The sequence below is a fragment of the Nodularia sp. LEGE 04288 genome (assembly GCF_963896525.1).
GTDB lineage: Bacteria > Cyanobacteriota > Cyanobacteriia > Cyanobacteriales > Nostocaceae > Nodularia.
Genome location: NZ_CAWQOY010000100.1, coordinates 41,817 through 63,428, shown reverse-complemented (window position 1 = coordinate 63,428; position 21,612 = coordinate 41,817). Strand labels below are relative to the sequence as shown.

Annotated in this window: 14 protein-coding genes and 1 pseudogene; 5 read left to right on the top strand and 10 right to left on the bottom strand. The window is 41.6% G+C overall.

The window, feature by feature from the left end:
• The first annotated feature begins 150 nt into the window (after positions 1-150).
• Entirely contained in the window at positions 151-489 is a 339-nt protein-coding gene (locus AACX33_RS09970) for a P-II family nitrogen regulator (RefSeq protein ID WP_006197171.1), read from the top strand.
• Positions 490-1,084: 595 nt separating this feature from the next.
• Entirely contained in the window at positions 1,085-1,333 is a 249-nt protein-coding gene (locus tag AACX33_RS09965) for a hypothetical protein (RefSeq protein WP_194003374.1), read from the top strand.
• Between the two features lie 278 nt (positions 1,334-1,611).
• Here the strand turns inward: AACX33_RS09965 and AACX33_RS09960 are convergent, their stop codons facing one another.
• Positions 1,612-1,833, bottom strand: a complete 222-nt coding sequence (locus tag AACX33_RS09960; RefSeq protein WP_194003376.1) for a DUF4327 family protein — start codon at positions 1,831-1,833, stop codon at positions 1,612-1,614.
• A 456-nt stretch (positions 1,834-2,289) separates the two neighbouring features.
• Between AACX33_RS09960 and AACX33_RS09955 the strand changes: the two genes are divergently transcribed.
• On the top strand, positions 2,290-3,525 hold the full coding sequence (locus AACX33_RS09955; RefSeq protein WP_194003379.1) for a cysteine desulfurase-like protein: 1,236 nt from the start codon (positions 2,290-2,292) through the stop codon (positions 3,523-3,525).
• A gap of 309 nt (positions 3,526-3,834) precedes the next feature.
• Positions 3,835-4,323 (top strand): hypothetical protein, encoded by a 489-nt coding sequence (locus AACX33_RS09950; RefSeq protein ID WP_194003381.1) that lies wholly within the window; start codon positions 3,835-3,837, stop codon positions 4,321-4,323.
• Between the two features lie 78 nt (positions 4,324-4,401).
• Here the strand turns inward: AACX33_RS09950 and AACX33_RS09945 are convergent, their stop codons facing one another.
• The 8 genes and pseudogenes from AACX33_RS09945 to AACX33_RS09910 all read right to left on the bottom strand — a co-directional run bounded on the left by AACX33_RS09945 (position 4,402) and on the right by AACX33_RS09910 (position 18,272).
• The gene (locus AACX33_RS09945; protein ID WP_194003383.1) at positions 4,402-6,450 is read right to left on the bottom strand and encodes a prolyl oligopeptidase family serine peptidase; all 2,049 of its coding nucleotides are present in this window, start codon (positions 6,448-6,450) and stop codon (positions 4,402-4,404) included.
• A 236-nt stretch (positions 6,451-6,686) separates the two neighbouring features.
• Positions 6,687-11,894, bottom strand: coding sequence for a hybrid sensor histidine kinase/response regulator (locus AACX33_RS09940; RefSeq protein WP_194003385.1), 5,208 nt, complete (start codon positions 11,892-11,894; stop codon positions 6,687-6,689).
• Positions 11,895-12,005: 111 nt separating this feature from the next.
• Positions 12,006-14,981 (bottom strand): methyl-accepting chemotaxis protein, encoded by a 2,976-nt coding sequence (locus AACX33_RS09935; RefSeq protein ID WP_194003387.1) that lies wholly within the window; start codon positions 14,979-14,981, stop codon positions 12,006-12,008.
• A gap of 16 nt (positions 14,982-14,997) precedes the next feature.
• Positions 14,998-15,528: a chemotaxis protein CheW gene (locus AACX33_RS09930; RefSeq protein WP_194003389.1), complete on the bottom strand. Its 531-nt coding sequence runs from the start codon at positions 15,526-15,528 to the stop codon at positions 14,998-15,000.
• Complete coding sequence (locus tag AACX33_RS09925) at positions 15,512-15,901, bottom strand: response regulator transcription factor (RefSeq protein WP_194003391.1); 390 nt, start codon at positions 15,899-15,901, stop codon at positions 15,512-15,514. The genes AACX33_RS09930 and AACX33_RS09925 overlap by 17 nt, the downstream gene beginning before the upstream one ends.
• 229 nt (positions 15,902-16,130) lie before the next feature.
• A pseudogene (locus tag AACX33_RS09920) lies at positions 16,131-16,508 on the bottom strand (chemotaxis protein CheW); the annotation flags it as partial.
• Positions 16,477-16,881 carry a response regulator transcription factor gene (locus tag AACX33_RS09915; RefSeq protein WP_194003393.1) on the bottom strand — a complete coding sequence of 135 codons (405 nt, stop codon included), beginning with the start codon at positions 16,879-16,881 and terminating at the stop codon, positions 16,477-16,479. The pseudogene AACX33_RS09920 and the gene AACX33_RS09915, both read right to left, overlap by 32 nt.
• Positions 16,882-17,048: 167 nt before the next feature.
• On the bottom strand, positions 17,049-18,272 hold the full coding sequence (locus AACX33_RS09910) for a response regulator (RefSeq protein WP_194003395.1): 1,224 nt from the start codon (positions 18,270-18,272) through the stop codon (positions 17,049-17,051).
• Positions 18,273-18,674: 402 nt separating this feature from the next.
• On the opposite strand from AACX33_RS09910, the gene hmpF reads away from it, so the two are divergent.
• Entirely contained in the window at positions 18,675-20,408 is a 1,734-nt protein-coding gene (gene hmpF, locus AACX33_RS09905) for a pilus motility taxis protein HmpF (protein WP_194003397.1), read from the top strand.
• Between the two features lie 166 nt (positions 20,409-20,574).
• Here hmpF and tilS read toward each other — a convergent pair whose 3' ends face one another.
• A complete protein-coding gene (tilS, locus tag AACX33_RS09900) occupies positions 20,575-21,609 on the bottom strand; it encodes a tRNA lysidine(34) synthetase TilS (RefSeq protein ID WP_194003399.1) in 1,035 nt (344 codons plus the stop codon).
• Positions 21,610-21,612 lie beyond the last annotated feature (3 nt).

Genomic DNA, 21,612 nt, shown 5'->3' with positions numbered 1-21,612 from the left:
GAGTCAAAACTATTTCCATAGGGCGCATACAGTTAAAAAAAGTGGTAATTTTTACAGATTGTTTGAGAATAGCACTAATGGTGAAAGTCTCTGACATTATATCTGCTTAGATAGATAAACGAACCTATTAGAAGTTAAGGAGTCAAGATGATGAAAAAAGTAGAAGCCATTATTCGCCCATTTAAGCTTGATGAAGTGAAAATTGCTTTAGTCAACGCTGGTATTGTTGGCATGACAGTTTCTGAAGTCCGGGGGTTTGGACGGCAGAAAGGGCAAACAGAACGCTATCGCGGTTCTGAGTACACCGTTGAGTTTCTGCAAAAACTGAAAGTGGAAATCGTGATTGAGGACAGCCAAGTTGATATGGTAGTGGATAAAATTATTGCTGCGGCTCGCACAGGCGAAATCGGCGATGGCAAAATTTTTATCTCACCTGTAGAGCAAGTTGTGCGTATTCGGACTGGAGAGAAGAATACAGAAGCAGTTTGAGTATTGGGTTTCGTTAAGTAGCTCAACCTCATAAAACGTCAGATGTAGTGGACTGACAAGCTGAAAATAGTGCATGAGTTTAAAGGTAATAAACCGCCGATAAACGCACCATTAAGGCCAATGAATGGTTTTAATGACAAAAAGATTTTAGCTGTGTCACGCCACTACAAATTTTTGATTGACAAGTAAGTCATCGGTGATTAGCGGGCATATTGCCCGCTTCACCAGAAATTTTGGGGTATTTTTTGATTTGTTAGTCCCTTATACAAATTTGCTATGATAGCTGGCGTGGCGTAGCCATTGCTACACATGATTTTGACCCCTCCTAACTTCCCCAGGGGAAGAATTGAGGGTTTTTCGGACTATATCGACAATTCAGCAAAAGTCAAGTGTTAGTAAGCAAAATTGAGCTTATTACACAATACTTTATGTATAAATATTACGAAAAGTTGCTGAATACAAGTATTCTCACAAGTCTCTCATAATTCCTAATTAAACTTGAGATATAAATAGTTTTTTGAATGACGATGGGCTGATTAATTAACAGCCCCGATTTTAAACACACAGCTTTTTATTATCAGGATTGTAGAAAATTATGAATTACTGCCCTTGTTGTTCAGGATTACTGTTGCCGCATATACGTGTTTCAGGCTTGGCTTGGTTTTGCCGCTATTGTTGGCAAGATATGCCCGTATTTTATCTGGAACGTCCTCTTTCTCTGGAAAAGGCTTTTGCTGATAAATTAGCCGAAACAATTCAGCATAAAAACAATAATAAGATCATTTATGCCAGTAAAGGCAAAACTCTAACTGGCTGGATTGGAGTAAAAGATGTGTCAGTCTAGTATTGCTACGCGAAATTCCACAGAGATGTTTAAATCCCCGACTTCTTCAAAAAGTCAGAGAGCTTTTGGTTAGGAAATTACAGCCGATGATTGTAGCATTCCTCAAATATTCTGGAAAAACTAAAATCCCGATATTTTCGGCATACCGGGATCTGAGAAATTTCAATTTTCTCAACTCAGAAAAAAGCGATTCACATTTCACAACCCCGAATTAATTCGGAGGTTTTCTCTGAGAGTTTGTTGTCTAACTTGCTGAATGCAAATTAATTTTTATAGAATCAATCTTCTTCCCAGGTTTCACTACTCAATAGATCAATAATCCTATCTCTGAGTAAAAATTCATTCTTTTCTAGTTCCATCTCAAATAATATCCAGTCACGATTAGGAACATATCTACATAGCGAGTAAATTGGCTGTTGACGGTCAAGTAGTCCCTTTTTCACCAGTTCACGCGCTTCTGCCCTAATAACCCCAATATCATATCTAACAGCAGTATCCATAGCTCATTTTTTTGCTTTTGCTCAAGGAATTGATATTTAACACAATAATTTTTTGGCTCTATATTTAACTTATCAAAAAAAATAGGGAAAATTGTGAAGAATCAAAACATCTCAAGTTTTGAGAGCCATCTTTTCTCTAATACCAAGTTGCAGTGACAAAGGCAATTTGCCTTTAGGAGTCAAGGTTAGAGGAATTCTGTATCTATACACTTTGCCCAGAATCGCATATTTAAACACGAATTGGTATCAGTCTTTAGGTAGACCCATCCAAAAGTATCAAGACATAAATTTGGTGCGGTTCTTCAGCAACAAATAGTCTTACCACAACAGGATCTAGATTGCCTACTGGGTGACGTACCTGTTGGCTAAGTCAGGGATAAAGGATAGGTTTCAGCCGTCATCCTGCGTTTGTGGTGTATCTTCGATTTAGAAAGCCAATTAGAGACTAATTAAACTATGTTCCTGAATATTGACAAAGTTCGCCCCTATTTTCCAGCGTTGTCCGGAAATTGGACTTTTTTTGATAATGCTGGTGGGTCACAAACTCTGAAAAAAGTAGTAGATAGAATTAGTGAATTTCTCTTGACTACTGATGTCCAACTGGGGGCTTCTTATGAAGTTTCTCAACTAGCTGGAGAAAGAGTTGCTTTGGCTAATCAGGGAATGGCGACGTTGATTAATGCCAAATCACCAAAGGAAGTTGTCATGGGAGCATCCAGTACCATGATGTTGAAAATACTTTCACTGTGTTTGAGCCAAACTTTTACACCTGGGGATGAGGTTATTGTGACTAATTGTGACCATGAAGCTAATATTGGGGCTTGGGTAGCTCTGGAAAAGCAAGGAATTAAGCTGAAAGTTTGGCAAATTCGCCGTGATACTTTAGAACTGCATTTGGAAGATTTAGAAACATTAATGAGTCAGCGGACAAAATTAGTGGCTTTGACTCATGCTTCTAATATTTTGGGAACTATCAACCCGATGAAAGAAATTACTGAATTTGTGCATGAACGTGGGGCGATGGTTTGTGTGGATGGCGTAGCTTATGCGCCACATAGATTAATTGATGTTCAAGATTTAGATGTAGATTTTTATGTTCTGAGTTGTTATAAGGTCTATGGTTCTCACTGTGCTTTACTTTATGGGAAAGAAGAACATTTATTAAGAATGCCGGGACTGAACCATTATTTTATTGAGCAGTCTGATATTCCTTATAAATTTCAGCTAGGAAATCTGAATTTTGAATTAACTTATGGGATGTTAGGTTTATGTGATTATCTGAGTGAATTAGCACAAATACACTATGGTGATCAAACTGCACCTGAAATGCGTAGTCAAATGGCGCAGGTATTTGATTTGATTAGTGTACATGAAGAAAATTTGTGCGATCGCTTGCTACAATACCTCAACAGTCAGTCGAAAATTCGCGTGATTGGTAAATCAACGGCGGATCGTGAATCGCGTGTACCTACGATATCTTTTGCCGTTGACGGCATTCATAGCTCAACTATTCCCCCCAAGGTTGATCCTGATTATATTGGGATTCGCTACGGCGATTTTTATGCTAAACGCCTCATTGAATATTTGGGATTAGCTACCCAAGGTGGAATCATCCGAGTCAGTATGGTACATTACAACACCCTTGAGGAAGTTGACCGTCTGATTGAGGCTTTTGAGCGGGTCTTAATTTAACCTACGCTCAAATTCTGATTTTTAGGGTGTACTAGGAAGGTAGTCTGTAATACAGAATACATTTGATCTATAGGTGGGTTACGCTGTCCCTCATCCACCCTGCAATTTTTGGAGAAATTCTGGAATAATTCCTGGGGCGAATTCCAATACTTCTTGGTTAACCCTCCCCCTTCCCTACAAATTAATCGGCGCTAGGGGGAGGTCTGCGTTATCCCAGAAGTATTGGGGTGGATTTTTCAAATCACTTTTTGGCATTTGCCGGACATCAGATGATTCGCTAGGCTATGAATATCCTATTTCTTTTCAGGTATGGATTTTGAAGGTAAAGCCACCGCTCCAACTGCTAGGAAAAATATCGAATTTGCTCAACCGAGTCCGGCTCGTCAGCCGCTAGAGTTGCTGCGATACACTGAGGCTGTGCTACGCCGCCCTGCTGTAGCGACACTGGCACCTATCTTACCGCCAAAACTCAGCCAGAAGTTGCAAGTAGCTTCAAGTGTGGCTGATGAGTCATTGCAGGAACTGGCAGAAATTAATTTAGAGCAAATTAGCGACTTTGAACTGCGTCCTGCACGGATTTATATTGGTTTAAGCTTTGTGGGTTTTGGGGCGTTGATGATACTTGTGCTGCTGCTTTATTTGAACACTTTGCACCCGGAAATCAATAGAATTGAGCAAATTCGCCAATATTGGTATGAATATGTTTGGTTTGTCAGCTTGGGTGTAACGGGGATGTTTATTCTGGGTCGAGAAGCGATGCGTCCTATTTCCCAGCCCAAAAAATTCAAACAACGTTAAAACTTATTTTCGATTTGTGTCTTTGCCAAATTTGTCTATGTTGCATAGTTAAATTAGATTCAACTGTTTTGGGGAGTGTCAAGAAATTACCTCTAAAGTCCGCACCAAAAAAGCCCACTTATCTGCTGCTTCTTCAATAATCTTCGCTGTAGGCTTACCCGCCCCATGTCCCGCCTTTGTCTCAATTCTAATTAATACTGGTGCATCACCAGCTTGATGAGCTTGCAAAGTTGCGGCAAATTTGAAACTATGAGCCGGAACAACACGATCATCATGATCCGCTGTGGTAATTAAAGTTGCTGGGTAAGCTGTCCCTGGTTTGAGGTTATGTAGTGGCGAATAACTATAAAGTGTTGTAAATTCCTCTGGATTATCCGGTGAACCATATTCGGGAACCCAAGCCCAGCCAATGGTAAATTTATGGAATCGCAACATATCCATCACACCTACAGCGGGCAGAGCTGCACCAAATAATTCAGGACGCTGAGTCATACAAGCACCCACGAGTAAACCGCCATTACTACCACCTGCGATCGCTAACTTTGCAGGTTGTGTATATTTATTAGCAATTAACCACTCAGCAGCTGCAATGAAATCATCAAAGACATTCTGCTTTTTATCCTTCATTCCTGCCTGATGCCATTCTTCGCCATACTCCCCACCACCGCGGATATTCGGCATAGCATAGACACCCCCCATTTCCATCCATACCAACGTACTCACAGAAAAACTAGGAGTCATTGAAGCATTAAAACCACCGTAAGCATAGAGGTAGGTAGGATTATTTCCATCTAATTCCATCCCCTTTTTATGAGTAATAAACATTGGCACTTGAGTACCATCTTTACTGCTGTAAAAGATTTGTTTTGTCTCATAATCATCAGGATGAAAATCTACCTGTGACTGCCGGAAAAGTTCACTTTCCCCTGTGACCATGTTGTAACGATAAATAGTACCTGGTGTAGTGAAACTGGTAAAACTATAAAAGGTTTCAGTATCATTACGCTTGCCACCAAAACCACCTGCTGAACCAAGTCCGGGTAATTCCACCTCGCGAACTAATACCCCATTCAGTTCAAAAATTTTGATTTCGGTACGTGCATCTTGGAGATAATCTACAACAAATTGATTATTGAGGATGTTGGCACTTTCCAGAGTCGCCACAGATTGAGGGATAATTTCTTGCCAATTTTCCTGAGCAGGATTTTTGGTATCAATGGCAATTAATCTGCCTCGTGGAGCATGGAAATCTGTCCGAAAATAAAAGACATGATCATCATGTTCGATAAAACTATAATCAGCTTCAAACTGGTTAATTAGTTCGACAACTTCGGCATTAGGGTTAGTTAAATCTTTGTAAAAAACTAAATTTTTAGCATCAGTTCCCAGCCAAATAGAAATAATTAGATAACTGCCATCTTCAGTGACATTACCACTAAAACCCCATTCTTTCTGGTCATCACGATGATAAATTAAAACATCTTCAGATTGGGGAGTACCCAGTTGATGATAATAAAGCTTTTGATAATAATTGATATCTTTTAATTTAGTTTTTTCATTTGGTTGATCATAACGACTGTAGAAAAAACCTTGATTATCCTTTGTCCACGATGCACCAGAAAATTTAATCCATTTCAGATGGTCTTGTAGGTCTGCGCCTGTTTCGACATCGCGGACTTTCCATTCTTGCCAATCTGAACCAGAGCTAGATAAACCATAGGCTAAAAGTTTACCGTTTTCACTAATGGCTAATCCTGAAAGGGCAATAGTCCCATCTGTGGAGAGTTTGTTTGGGTCGAGTAAAATTCTCGGTTCAGCGTCGAGTGTTTTGAGAGTGTAGAGGACGCTTTGGTTTTGCAGTCCATTATTTTTGAAATAAAAGTAGTTATTACCTTCTTTAAATGGGATGCCATATTTTTCATAATCCCAAAGTTTAGTCAGGCGTTGTTTAATTTTTTCCCTAGCTGGAATTTCGTTCAAGTAAGCAAAAGTAACTTGATTTTCAGCCGAAATCCAGCTTTGAGTTTCTCCGGAGTCGGGGTCTTCTAACCAACGGTATGCATCTGCAACTAACGTCCCGTGATAATTGTCAATTTGATCACTCTTGTTGCTGATTGGGTAAGACATAAGCAATGAAAAATTAAAGATCAAAAACCTGTAAATTTATCCAAACTAACTCTATCTGCGGTTTTGAGACAGGCTAGCAAGGAAGAGAGGAATTTTCATTACAGCAGTTTTTAATTAATTAGACCACAGTGTAGAGACGTTGCATACAAAGTCTCTACAGGGTTTTAATTGCTGTTTTGTGTTTAATTTACCGGAAAATAGCTGTCAGCGGCAATTTTTAGCCCATGTCTAACAGCTTAAGAATTTCTCAGTTTTTCGCCTGACAGCATCCGCACTGCGGCTTCGAGTAAAACTTCTTCGATATAGGGTTTGGTAAAGTAGCCACTAGCACCGAGTTGAAATGCCATTTGACGGTGTTTGTCTGCACCCCGTGAGGTGAGCATGGCTATAGGAACCTGACTCAGATCAGCATCTTTTTGGATACGGGAGAGTAATTCCAGTCCGTCGCAGCGAGGCATATCGATGTCACAAAATACGATATCGCAAGGTAGACCTGAACGGAGTTTCTCCCAAGCTTCCTGTCCATCTCGCGCCTGTTCAACGCGATAACCAGCTTTGATAAATGTCAGTGAGAGTAACTCCCTAACTGTGATTGAGTCATCGACAATCAGCACTGTGGGATCAATTTTTTCTACCGTAGTTTCTGGCAGGATTGGCTCTCCTTGTTGCTGCCAAAGTTTACTACCATTGTGTTTAGAAATCCGTCCTTGGAAGATTTCAATAATTTCTAGTACATCAGCGATGGGCATAATCCGACCATCACCTAAGATAGTAGCACCGGCTACACCAATGGGTTTGGGTGCTGGACTTTCAAATTGCTTAATCACAATTTCTTGCTCACTCAGCACCAGGTCAATTTGTAGAGCAATCATGGTATTTCCCGATCGCACTACCACGACTGAGACCATATCATCATCTCGGTTACCACCATAAACATTACCGCGACTCAGCAGACGATTAAAAGTTAAAAGTTCTTTCAACGGTCGGAAAGGCAGTAATGTATCGCGCCAAGCAATATATGATTGTCCATCGGCGTGATGCTGAATACTACTTACGGGTATATCTAGGGTATCTTCCACCCCGTCCATCGGAAAGGCAATCCGCGCTTTATCGGAGACACAGCAGAGAGCTTTGCAAATACTCAAGGTCAATGGTAAACGAATAGTAAAGGTAGTTCCTTCACCAATAGTCGAATTTGTGTAGACTATGCCGCGAATTTCGCTAATTTCCGAACGCACTGCATCCATTCCTATACCACGGCCGGCAATCTCATCTGCTTTGTCTTTGATACTAAAACCAGGTTGAAATAGCAGGTCATACACTTCCATTGATGAAACGGATTTTGCTTGAACTGCTGTCATCATGCCCAATTGAACTGCTTTTGCCTTGATCCGTTCTGGATCGATCCCAGCACCGTCATCACCCACAGAAATCACTGTTTGATTACCTTGGTAGAAGGCACGAATCGTAATGTATCCTACGGGTGGTTTACCAGCATTTTGCCTGATATCTGGCGTTTCAATCCCGTGCGCGATCGCATTGTTGAGCATATGAGTCAACGGGCTGATCAGATGATCTAAAATCATCTTGTCAATTAAGGTATCTCCCCCTTCAATCACCAAATTTACTTGTTTCCCATACTTGATGGCGTTGTCGCGTACTCCTCGGCGCAAGCGATCAATCGTTTGGGAAAAAGGCACCATTCGCGCTCGTGTGAGTCCCTCTTGTAGCTGGGTTGTCACTTGTCGGAACTGTCGCGCTACTCTTTCGGTTTTTTCAGTCACAAAGTCAATGTCACTCGCTGACTCACGCACCCGCACAATAAATTCAATCGTTTCTTGGGATAGTCTATGGAAAGGAGTGAACTGATCGATTTGTAACTCACTAAAGCCCATGTTTTTATGGGAATTATCACTGTTCAAGTTCGTTTCTTCAGGTGATTTCGTTTTGCGACTGGCCAGAAGAGAAGCTTCCAATAGCGATCGCTCATACAATTCTTCCATCCTTGCTCCCACATCCGACAGATGTTGCACCTGAATGAGCAAGTTATCTAAAGATTGCCGTAGCCGTTCATGATCCTGTTCTAAGGTATTGCGGTTTACCACCAACTCCCCTACTAAATTGCTCATCTCGTCCAGTTGCTTAACTGGCAACTTCATTGTTTCTTCAAATCTGGCAGTCCGACGTTCTGAAGAACGGGAGATTTGGCTCGTGTGCGGTTTTGGTTTTGCCGATGATGAATGGGATATAGTTTGATCGGCTTCTGCAAGCAAGTCCTCCAATTCGCTAAAATCATCATCCCGATCCGATGATGCAATTGTGTAACTGGTAGCTTGGTTAGTAGTTAGTTCAAATTGTGGTACGTAGGATGGCTGGTCATCAGATAAAGTTACCTCTTGGTCATCTAAGTTGCTGGTATTCAGCAAAGCTTCCAGAACAGCAAAATCTTCTTCTGCCATCGAATTAGCATGGGAACTTAATGCTGCTTCCTCTTCTAATTCTAATAAAGCTTCTAAATGAGCAAATTCATCTTGGATATAAGTATTAGAATCATGTTCTGGAGTAGCTTCTTCTGGGTAATTTAATGTTGTCTCTTCCTCTTCAGGCAAAACAAAATTAGCATTTTCACTCTGGGCTAATTGTGTGTCTAGGGATATGGAATCTGTGTTCAACAGATCATCTAATAAATCGGCTGTCTCCTCAAATATTTCCTCACCAGATTCCAGATTCAAGTCGTCTTCGCTGTCATCCCAGAATGCTACTGAACTATCTTCAATACTATTTACTAATAATTCTCCTTGATTGACTGTTGGCTGCTCAGTTTCTGTGGCTAATAAATCATCAACTAAATCAGTTGCTTCCCTAATATCAACATCATCCGGCAAACTAGAATTAACATTGATATCTACAAATTCTAATTCAGGTTGAAACTCTTGTAAGTCTACATTTTCGGGATAACTTATATCTAAATTTGTTTCTGAAGCTAATAATTCCTGATCATCAACAAGACTATCGGCATGATCCATTTGCAGATATGTTGAATTATCGGCAGTGGCTATTTCTTCAAAGACGATTTGCGGATGCTCATCGAGACTATCAAACAAATCAACTTCAAAATCAGCCAATCCTGGCGGAGAATCTACAGCAGCTGTTTTTGGTGGCTCTTGTGTAAATTCTGGGATGAAATCTAATGCTTCTGGCTCTTGGGAGAAGCCGCTAATTTCCTGTAGAGTCAACTCCTGATCTTCGTCATCGCTAAAAAATATGGAATTGGATGCGGCTAAATCTGCAAATAAATCATCTTCAACACCAGTATCTGATGGTAATATTAAATTCTGGTTCGGGAAATCAATACTTGTTGAGGGCGAGGGTACAGACTCTTCCCTATTGCCAAAAATATCATCAGAAGCAGCCGCAAATAAACTTTCCTCTAAAGCTTTTGCCACATCTTGCTCAACAAACCGAACAGCTTCCTCTTGTTCTTCTGTTGTTGTTTCCTGATGCCAAAAGTCGTTTAAATCGTCTTCTTCCTGAATAAATTCTGTTGCTGCTGTGGTTGATATGTCAAATAAATCAGTAATATCCGACTCATCACTAGACAGTTGTGGAGTATCTTGAATATTATCAAAATCATCAAACAAACCATCTAAACTTAAAGATTCTGGCTGGAGTATAGTCGGTTTGGCTTCTATATATTCATCCACTGAAATCTCTTCTATATCTGCATCATTTTTTTCTAAGAATAAGTCGTCAAAACTGCTGGGTTGGTTAATGGATATTTGTTCTGGTTGACTTATTTGGCCTGTAGGCACTAATTCATTTTCATCGAGTGTTGGTGCTAATAAATCACCGATTAAATCATTACTATGATGATCACCAGCAGATTGCTCTGATTCGCTGTTAATTGCCACATATTTTGGTTGATTTTGCAGGGATGGATGCTCTGTTTCCGCGAAATTTTCCCCAAATAATAGGTTTAATTCTTCTGATGTAGTTAGATTGATTTGCAGATCATCATCGTTTTTCTCTTCATCAAAGTATAGAAAATCAGCTAAATCGTGATCAACATCTTCAATATCGCTGTCACTGATATCTATTCCTAATTCACTGGTGGAGGTAATGTCCAAATATTCCTCTTGTTGCCAGGTTTGATCTAGTTCGGAAGTTTCACCGTCAAATAAATCAGCCAGAGTATTTAACTCAGCTAATCCTACGAATGGGCCATTTTGACTAATGTTGCTATTGTCTGTATCTTCTTGATTATCCAAGAAGAAATTAGAAGTCATAGAAGTTTCAGGGACAGTGTTTTCTGTTGCGGCTGAAGTATCTTGACTCGGTTGAAGTTGCTCGGATAGTTCAGTGAGGCTATTTATCTTGTCTGTTGGCTGTAAAGTAGTAGGCTCACTAAAGTTATCTGTAGTCGAAAACAATTCCTCATCTACTCTCCGTTTTGGCTGGTCAGCAAACAAATCTTGAGACCGTAACAACTCAAGTTCTGACAAGTTCAATAGCGCGGTTAATTGCTGACAAGTTACAATCTCGGTTTCTCTGTCTTGGAGAACTAATTCTTGGGCTTTTTTGATTTCGGTAATGACAATTTTAGCTAGGGTGAGATAGGTATTTTCAGGATTAGCGATCGCACTTGCAGCTGCTTGACATAATCTACACCAATGAGGCAAATGCCACCTCTGCCCAAGTCTGACTAACTGCTGACAGCATTGCTGAAGATTGTTCCGAGATTCGGGTGTTGTTTTGTTTTTAAACAGTTGCAACATTTCCCGCAGTGCTTGTAACACCTGGGCTTGAAATTCATCCCCATAGTCACTGGCTTGGGCGGGTAAGAGCGAATGTGCTTCTGAAAATACTACAGATCCGGTTGATTCTGTCGATGTACTTTCGGTGTCTTCTTCCAAATTGGGAATATCTCGTCGCAGGAACAGATCCGTAAGTGTGTTAACACTGTCCTGCCGATTTGGTTCTACTTCTGTTGTGAGATTGTTCTGAACTACCCCACTGCTTTGTTGTACAAGCAGTTCTAGATGCTCATACAGCCATTGAAAGACCGGCTCAGTTTCTAACATCAAAGTATTAGCAGTATCTTCCGAGAGACCAAATGGCCCACTCAAATGTTCTAACAGCACCTTGAGGGTATCAGTGACACCGAGAAATAAAGATTCTAACTTTTGGTCAACCTGAACCGGATGTTCTTTAAGAACTTTAAAACAATCTTCCAGACGGTGGGACGTGTGCTGAATGCTATTCAGCCCCAGCATAGCCGCGCTTCCCTTGATCGAGTGAGCCGCCCGGAAAACTTCGTTTACCATTTCCGGGTCGTTCAAGGTACTTTGGAGATTCATTAACCCCTGCTCAATCGTATCGAGATACTCTCCTGCTTCTTTGATGAAGAAACCTAAAATCCGCTGTTGTTGTTGTTCCGGCAGCATAGCAAAAGTTATGAGTTGTGAGTTATGAGTTGTGAGTTATGAGTTGTGAGTTATGAGTTGTAATTGGTAATTTTTTTGATTTACTCCTAACTCCAGACTCCTAACTTTGATTTACTTGGAATCCATGGTTTCCACGCGGAAACGCTCTACGGAGGCAATCAAGTCGCCAGAAACACCTACTAAAATTTGTAGAGACCCAGAAACGCGCTGGGCTTCCTGGGAGGTTTCTTGGGCTGTGAGTTCCACCGATTGCATCACGTGCGCGACGGCACGAGAAGTTTCGGTTTGTTCTGCTGTGTCGCTGGTAATTGAGCGCACCAGAGTGTCAATGCGATTGGCTACTTGAATAATATTTTCTAGCGATCGCTTGGCTTCTTGTGCCAATTCTGTGCCTTTAATTACCTGTTCTGTGCCTTCAGACATGGCGGTCATTACCAAGCCTGTTTCGCTCTGGATTTGCATAACAATCTGTTCAATTTCCTTTAAGGATTTGGCAGATTTGTCTGCTAGCTGACGCACTTCATCTGCCACAATGGCAAACCCACGTCCAGCTTCACCAGCTCTGGCTGCCTCAATACTGGCATTGAGTGCTAGCAAGTTAGTCCGGGAGGCAATCTGAGAAATTATCGCCACAATTTTAGAAATTTCTTGGGAAGATTCGGCTAATCGTTTTACCTTGCGGGTAGTTTCCGCTACAGTTTCACGAATTTCTAAAATCCCCGCCACAGTATTTTCCACTGCTTCTCCACCTTTGAGAGCGATCGCACTGGCATCACCAGCCACAATTTCTGCTTCTCGCGCCGCTTCCGCTACCCTTTGAATGGAGTCAGTCATCACCTGTACCGAATTTAAAGTGACACCTAACTCTTCGGCTTGACGCAAAGCATCACTAGATAAGGCTCTAGCAAATGTTTCGGAGTTGGTTGCACCTTTTGTTACTTCCTTTGCTGCCACTTTTACTTGTTGGACAATATCCCGGAGGTTTTGAATTGTCAGGTTAAAAGCATCCGCCACGGCTCCTAGTACGTCGGCTGTGACTTCAGCTTGGACTGTCAAATCACCTCTAGCTGCACCTTCCACGTCGTCCAACAGGCGAATGACTTGGCGTTGCAAGTTTTCCTTGGCTTCTTCTTGTTCCAGAGCTTTGCGTTGGGCATCATGTGTAGTTGTAAAAATTACACGAGCCATGTCATTAAAAGCAGTAGCCAAACGCCCTAATTCATCTTCGGAATACACCGTGGCTTGCACATTCAAATTACCTTGGCGGACTGCATCAAACTGAGCTTGCAGATCCTTGGTGGTGCGGCGAATTTGCTTGAGTGTCAGATTACCCATAAAGGCTGCTGTACCGAAACCAGCAATACCCGCAGCTAATGACATCGCCCAGCCTGTATTCCTGACTGATTCCCGTTGTGCAGGTGGAGAAAAGTTGGTAGTTGTGAAGCTAACTGTAGCTACAACTAAGGCTGAGAAAACGCCCACTGTACCAGCGACGAACCAGGGCTTCACATCTAGAGAGGCATTCTCTAAAGGTGCTAGCCAGCCTTGCTCCACGTTGACGTTTGGTGCTAGCTTCGAGCCATCTGTTTCGGTAAACATTGGATCTACTTCTTGTGCGCCATTCTGTGAGCCTGTGATGGAAAACAGTTCATCGTCGCGATTCTTTTCAGTGCGATCGTGACGCGAACGGATTTCACTAGCTTCATTTTTGGCTTGAGATCCCTTGTCTTTACTTTGTCGGTTAGCACTAGTATTTAATGAACCCGAAAGCATGGTCACATCATCAAAGCTAGAATCGGCTTCTGCTAAGTCAAATCCAGGAATATTCCCTAAATCATCAAATTCATCAAAGTCATCTAAAAACTCTATATTGCTCTGAGAATTTTCACCCCTTAGTAAACTACTTGTATCTTCCTCAGCCCCAAAGGCAGATTTAAATGCCTCAAAATCATCAAAACCATCATCACTATCAAAATTAGTTAGCTCTGCCTCTGAATCAGTTGTAATCTCCGGATCTGTTGGTGAATATCTCCCATTCAAGCTTGAGGATGATGTCGATAATTCTTCTTCAACCTCTATTTGATCCAAGTAATTGCTATCTCCCAACTGCGGAAAATCATCTAGAGAATTATTACTCAAATCATTCAGTTCTGTTGAACCATCTTGGAGATTCTCCTGATCCATCAGTAAGTTCTCTGTTTCCTGGATATTTATCGGCAGGTCAAAATTCTCCAGATTTGGCTCTTTTTCCGCCTCTTCAGTCAAAAGATTAGGAGTATTTCCTAAACTATTGCTTGTGGAAAAGTCAACTTCTGAAAAAGCTCTATCATCTACATTTTCATCATAAACTAGGGAAAATTCCAGAGAATCATCCATAGCAACCTCTGATAAGTTACTGCTAGTTTCGGGCTGATCTACACTTTCTGCGACATTCTCTTCTTCCCAGAAAACGGGTAAATCTAACGCTACTTCCTCGTCTCCCGTATTGGCATGAGATTCTTTGCCGTTTTGATTTTCATTAAAAGCAAAAGGCTCTTCACTAAAAGGTGAAGTTAAATCTGGCGTTTGATTAAATGAAATAGTCTCTACAGGGATCTCAAATGGATTGAGCGAGGATAAGTCTTCTACATCTACTGATGGTGGAAGCTCTTCCAAGGAATTCAATTCAAAGCTGTGGCTATCTATGTTGGCAAACACCTCAAAATCATCAAATTCTGGGGGATCAGATACCAAGTCATCAGAAATTTCACAGAAATTTTCTGGCTCTTGCTGATGATTTTCTCCAAGACCAATGTCTGAATTTAGTGCTGCTTGCTCTTGATTGATGTTTTCTAAACCATTATTGGCAAAACCAATAATTTCTCGATCATCAGACAACTGCAAAACTTTTTGGTACTCTGTTTTTGCCACATCGTACTGCTGCAATACGTAGTAGATATGACCACGTAATAAATGGCAGTTAGGGTCATCTGGTACGTTTTGCACCACTTCGTCTACTAAAGTGGCGGCAACTTCATACTTTTGTTGTGCATAGGCTGTACAAGCCTGCTTATATGAATCTAAATAATCGTTTAAACTAGCTGCCATTTGCTCTCTCCCAATTTCATCCTGCCCACCTCGCACTCCGCAAAATTGCCATTTGATCAAGCAGTCTTAAGCACTGTTTATGATCAGCATTTCTTAACCACTCTCCACGCAAAAACGGAGTCATCGAATCCGGTAAATTACTTGGTGGCATTAAATCCTGGATATCCAGCCAGTCCATACCACCAATTTTTTCTACTGCTAAGCCTACGATAGTGTCTTGTTCTTCAATAGCAATCACCGGAATTTCGGCTCTATCTGTATTCAATGGGGTTGCTTCACCCAGGAATTGACCCAAATCAGCCACCCAAATCACTCGACCTCGTAAATTTAGAGTACCCAAAAGTAAAGGAGAAGCATTAGGAATTGGGGTAATTCGATCAGGACTTAGTTCCATAACCTCTTGGATACCAGTGGCAGGTAGTGCAAACTCCAGATCCGAGGCAATATAAAACCGTAAATGTAATTCACCTTCAGGACTTTCTACTTGTAATTCTGGCCGAAACTGATCTTGACCACTACCACTTAAAAAGTCAGGTTTGCTCACCATGTCGTTTTAATCCTCCCAGCAATTGTTTGACTGTTCCCACCAATTCGGTTGGTTGAAACGGTTTGGCTATGTAAGCATCCGCACCTTGCTTGATACCCCAGTAGCGGTCAAATTCTTCACCTTTAGAAGAACACATGACCACGGGGACGTTTTGGGTTTTCGGGTTGGATTTGAGGCGACGACACACTTCATAGCCGTTCATCCGGGGCAACACAATATCCAATACGACTAAATCAGGAGGGGCCATCTGAATTGCCTCTAATGCTTCTACTCCGTCAAGGGCATGGGTGACTATTAAACCACTTGCTTTCAGGAGGTCTGTAATCATCTCCCGTTGTGCGATACTGTCTTCCACAATCAGCACTGTACTCATAAATGCCTATCTCCTGATGTCAACGTTCCTGGTTGGAACATTCCCTGATCCCCCGAAAATATTTAGTGTATAAATTAATTTTATTGTTTCACTAATGTACTAGATAATAACCTGGTATTTGAGTTAAATGATTCGGTGATCACATTTTTAACCGAAGATTTTCTGGCATCAGTAAGTATTGCATATTGTTAGTGTTCCCAGATCAGGCGGGACGTTAATCTATTTTTTACCACGCAATACCAGCAATGGCTTCTACTGCTAAATCTAGGATGGTGTCTTGTGATTCAATAGTAATCACCGCAATTTTGGCTCTATCGGTGTTTAATGCGGTTGCTTCACCCAGGAATTTACCCACATCAGCCACCTAAATGACTCGACCTCGTAAATTTAGAGTACCCAAAACTAGAGGAGAAGCATTAGGGATGGGAGTGATTCTATGAAAACTTAATGCTATGACCTCGCGGATACCATTGGTGGGTAGTGCAAACTCGTGATGTCAGGGAATATAAAACCGCAGATGTAATTGATCTTCAGGACTTTCTGTTTGTAATGCTGTCCGAAAGTGATCTTGACCACTACCACTTAAATACTCCGGTTTGCTCACCATATCGTTTTGATTCTCGCAGCAGTTTTTTGACTGTTCCCACCAATTCGGTTGGTTGAAAGGGTTTGGCTATGTAAGCATCCGCACCTTGCTTTGTACCCCAGTAGCGGTCAAATTCTTTATTTTTAGAAGAACACATGACCACGGGGACGTTTTGGGTGGTCGGGTTGGATTTGAGCCGACGACAAAGTTCATAGCCGTTCATCCGGGGCATCACAATATCCAATACGACTAAATCAGGAGGGGAAGTTTGAATTACCTCCAATGCTTCTACTCCGTCATGGGCATGGGTGACTATCAAACCACTTGCTTCCAGAAGGTCTGTAATCATCTCCAGTTGTGCGATGCTGTCTTCCACAATCAGAACTATACTCATAAATGCCTATCTCCTGATATCAACGTTCCTGGTTGCAACATTCCCTGATCTCCTGAAAATTTTTAGTGTATAAATTAATTTTATTGTTCACTAATGTACTAGATAATAACCTGGTACTTGAGTCAGATGATTCTGCAATAATATCTTTTCTCCTTAATTTTATGGTGTCATTTAGTATTAAACTTTGTGTGTGTTCCCAGATAAGAGGGAAGGTTGATGTATTTTTCCACGAGCATGAGTAGCTCAGTATCCCCAAAGGGCTTGGTTAAATAATCCGTGGCTCCGACCATCGTCGCCCTGACTCGATCTATAAATCGATCTTTACCAGTTAGCATGATGATCGGGATATTTTGAAATGCGGTAGAGTGCCGCAGCATGGCACAAATTTCGTAACCATCCAATTCCGGCATAGCAATGTCACATAAAATTAAATCTGGTTGGACTTGAAAAATTACACTGATGGACTCTAAGGGCTTGTTCAAGGCGATCGCTTGATATCCCTGTGGCTTTAAGATTGACTCTACAGCTTCACAGATAGTTTTGCTATCGTCAATACATACTACTCGTACCTGGTAATTGTCATCGAATCCTGACTCTTCTCTGTGTGTCGGGGAATTATGAGGAGTTGAGTATACTAGTTGCAGCCAACCCTGCTGCACGTATGGATAGATGGCCTTGGCCACTGTCAAAATATCTCGGTTGAGATGGCGAGCCAGTTGACGCAGGGTTCTTTTACCATCGGCCCAATGCTTGAGCTTGTTGATTGTTGCTGCTGGCAGTGAAGATTCTAGTTGCACCAGATCAGCTAGGATTGGTAATTGTTCAGAAGACTGAATATGTGGATAAAGCTGTTTCCATGTCTGGATTTGCTGTGTAATTCTGTATATTAAAGGGGCAATTTCTAAGCTGGTTAATTGCGGGCTAAGGGTCGCACCGTGGCGAAAAATGAAACTCCCCTGGTGTAAACTCAGCAGATCAAAAAGTGTCTCATACACCAAACTGTGGATAATACTATGCCCTACCTTGGGGACAATGATGTTTCGTTCTATCAATGCCCAGAGATAGCCATACTCTGGTGCATTCTCTGTACCTAGTGAAGCAAGTTGCTGTTCATTGAGTCTTGTCTCGATGCGGTAATGATGTAAGTAATCATCAATCCGCGACAAATCAGTATCACCTTGTTGACAGTAGATAATTTGACCGTTGAGGAAGAAGACGAACCAAAACTTTTGTTCACGCTTCCAGGAATGGTGATGTCTGGCTGTCTCGTGATTTGTGAGTTTGTCGCTATTGTGAAAGCAGGCTTCCACCAAAAGTTGCCCAGTTCGCTGTCCTACTTCAATCAATTGCAGGATACTGCGAATATCAATTTCATTTAAATTTCCCTGCATTTAGCTTGAAGGCTCTCCTGAAGATTCCATTGACGTTCTCTGTTAATTTTGCTCATTCCAGGTTCTACGTTTTTAGCAGATGAATCAGGTACTATTACTCACAATATTATTTCCTTTACAACTAGTCTCAATCAGAGGCTACATTTAGCTACAAATTGTAAACTTTTGTAATATATTTTGGTAAACCTAGTAATAACACGGAAGTCATGATCACTGCCATCAGGACAAAATATAAAGGCATAACTAAATTGTTTTTATAAATATCAAGACGTTTATCTTACGTCTATAAATAGTTTTGTCTGTGTTTATTTCGGAAAGTTAGGTAAAATTAAGACGAATTAGCAGTATTATCTCAGGTATATCCCCCAAGAAGGACATCAAGTACACAAGAGGACAAACGGTGTGCTGTATTTAGCAGAAGTACAAAAGCAGAAAGGCGGCTTACTCGGTGGTGGAGCTAAAACCGAACTGAAACTGCTAGCGTGTCAGCGAACCGACCAGAATTGGAGTACTGTGTCGGAAGAAGCAATTAGTGCTGAGGACGCTAGTAGATTAAATGATGGCGCATTGGTACTGGTGGAATTGAATCCGAATCGTCAAGTGCAGAGGATTCAAGAAGCTGGAAGACCATTGGTTAACATTTTGCAAAATTTTTCCCGTCAGTTGGAAAAATTTAAGCTCAAGGAAGATGAAATTGATCAGTGGAAAGAGTCACTAACATTTCAGGCGCAAGAGATGAATCGCCGGGAAATGGATATGGAGGCTCGTTTAGAACAGTTGCAACAAATGGAGGAAGAGTTTCAACGTCTGGAGTCAGAGAAGCAGGAAGTAGAGACCACCCGCGAGCTGGTTTCACAGTTACAGACAGAACTTGAACGTAAGCGTCAGGAATTAGAGGGAGCTTGGGAACATTTGCGGGGTGAGCGCCGCCGCCTAGAGGAATCTCAAGCAGATACTCTACCGGGGAAGGTTCTAGATGAGGAACAAAGTCGGGTGATGAACGAGTTACTGGAGCGCTTGTCTAATAGAGTTGCACCCACGGAAACTGTCAGTGAACACCTGAATTTAGCTTTGGAATTAGTCGAAAGCCAGCAAGCTACTTTAAACCCACATTGGGAAAAACTAGAGCAGCAAAGAACTGTAGCGACTGAGCAGCAAGAAGAAATTGAGCGTTTAGCACAAACTTTGAGCGATCGCCAAAACGCATGGCAACAGGCACGCGATTTTCTGGAACAAGAAAAAGCTCAATTAAAAGTGAACACTGCAACTCTGTCTAGTAAGCAAGATTATCTTCAAGTCATCAAGGAACAGTTGCAAAATCAGGATCTGCTACATCAGCAAATTCGCTCTTTGGCGGCAACTTATGGTGATTCAGGACTGAGCCAACAAGTTGATGTAGAAGCTTTGGAAAAAATTTCTTTAGAAGAACTACAACAGGTAATACAAGACTTGAGGCATAAGTTGGAAATGGATTCTAGCTTTGTCCACGATCAGGAGCAAGAACTGACATATAAACAAGAAACTATAGAAAAACTGCAAAATCAAATCAAGGAAGCCGCCAAGCCAGAGCAAATCAATTTGGAAATGGAACTTGCGGATGAACAAGACCTCTACCAGATGTTAAACGAAAGTCTGGTAGGGCAACGCCGTAATTTGGTACAACGGCAAAAGTTGATTAAGCAGCATGAGAATATACTTTTGCGACGACAAGGACATCCGGTTACCAATACAGAAGAAAATAACCACATTGACTTGAGTCCGATTTTGTTACAGATCAAATCCCAGCAACAAGAACAGTCGCAAGAACTACAAAAGTTAGAACATGAGATTTCGCAAATGCTTGCGGCTATTGAAATATCTCAAGGAATGATTGAGAATCAAACCCAAGAGCAAGGAGAAAAGCAGCTGGAATGCCAGGAGATCGAAACAAGTTTGCTATCCCTGCGAACAGCAACCTCTGAATGTTGGGCGCGTGTGAATCTTTATCAGGAGGCATTACAACCAATTCAGGACGCTCTCGACGGATTACGCCATAAGCTGCAAGGAATTGCTGAGTCTTTGGCTCAAGTTCAAGAAACTGGTGACTATCATCTCCAAACGATTAATGAAATGCGTGACTTCGTAGAGACTCGATAATCGCTGCTCTACAAGAGATTTAGGAGTGTGTCAAAAAAGAGGAAAGGGAGCAAGGGGACAGGGGAGAAGACCCCAGACATAAATGTAGGTAGGGGCGGGAAACAAGGACGCTTATTTCTTGTGCAAAGCATCTCGGAATAAATATTTTTCCCTGATTGCTGGGAAGTTACAAGTCCCCCCTGCACCCTGCACCCTGCCCCCCTGCCTCTTCGGTCACACAGATGCAATCGCCTTGAACTTGGGCGATCGCACCACCAGGAAATGGATCGGTTTGTGAACGGTTTGGCGCTGTAATTAAAGCTGTTAATTTTTCAATGTGTTCAAAACTCGGTGCGTCAGTCAGGATCTGTTGTAATATCTGTCGCATCACGCGACGTTGCAGCGCTAGTGGTACTGTCTGTAATATCCGACGATTTAACCTCAATTCAGCGCCATTTCCCCTGATCCCCATTTCTTCTGAAAGCTGCACTTCCTCTCGCAATTTATGGGCTGCTTGCTCTAAATATTCTACTTCGGCTTGCAGCAGTTCTGCTGTTTGGGCTAAGGCGGATTCTACTTTGGGGTTAAAATTTCTTTGTAAATATGGGATTAACTCTTGGCGAATGCGATTACGGGCATATTTGACATCTTGATTGGTGGAATCTTCCCAAACTGGGAGATGAAACTCTTGACAAAATTGCTCTGTTTCTAGGCGAGTAATTTCTAATAATGGACGGATTAAGAAAATATCGGCAGTTAGTGGCCTTTGCCAAGTTAGTGCTTGTAACCCATCAGCACCAGTCCCACGCATGAGGTTGTAAAGCAGAGTTTCGGCGCGATCGCTTGCGGTATGTCCGGTAACTATATACTGGTAATTATTCCCTTGAGCGATCGCAGTTAAAGCTTCATACCGCCAACTACGTGCCGCAGCTTCACTATTTAATGGCTGTGTTGCTGTTTCTAAATAAAAAGATACACCCCAACTTTTAGCTAATTTCTCCACATGATTAGCATTAGCTTCAGAATCGTTACGCCAACGATGATCACAGTGAGCGATACCTAAATACCATCCCCATTTAGGTTCTAAATCTAACAGTAATTTAATTAAACACAGAGAATCTTGACCACCAGAAACTGCGACTAATAGCCTTTGATTGCGCTCAAATAAGTGGCGCGAACGAATGGTACGATGTATTTTCGCGTGTAAAGCAGTCCATACCATTTT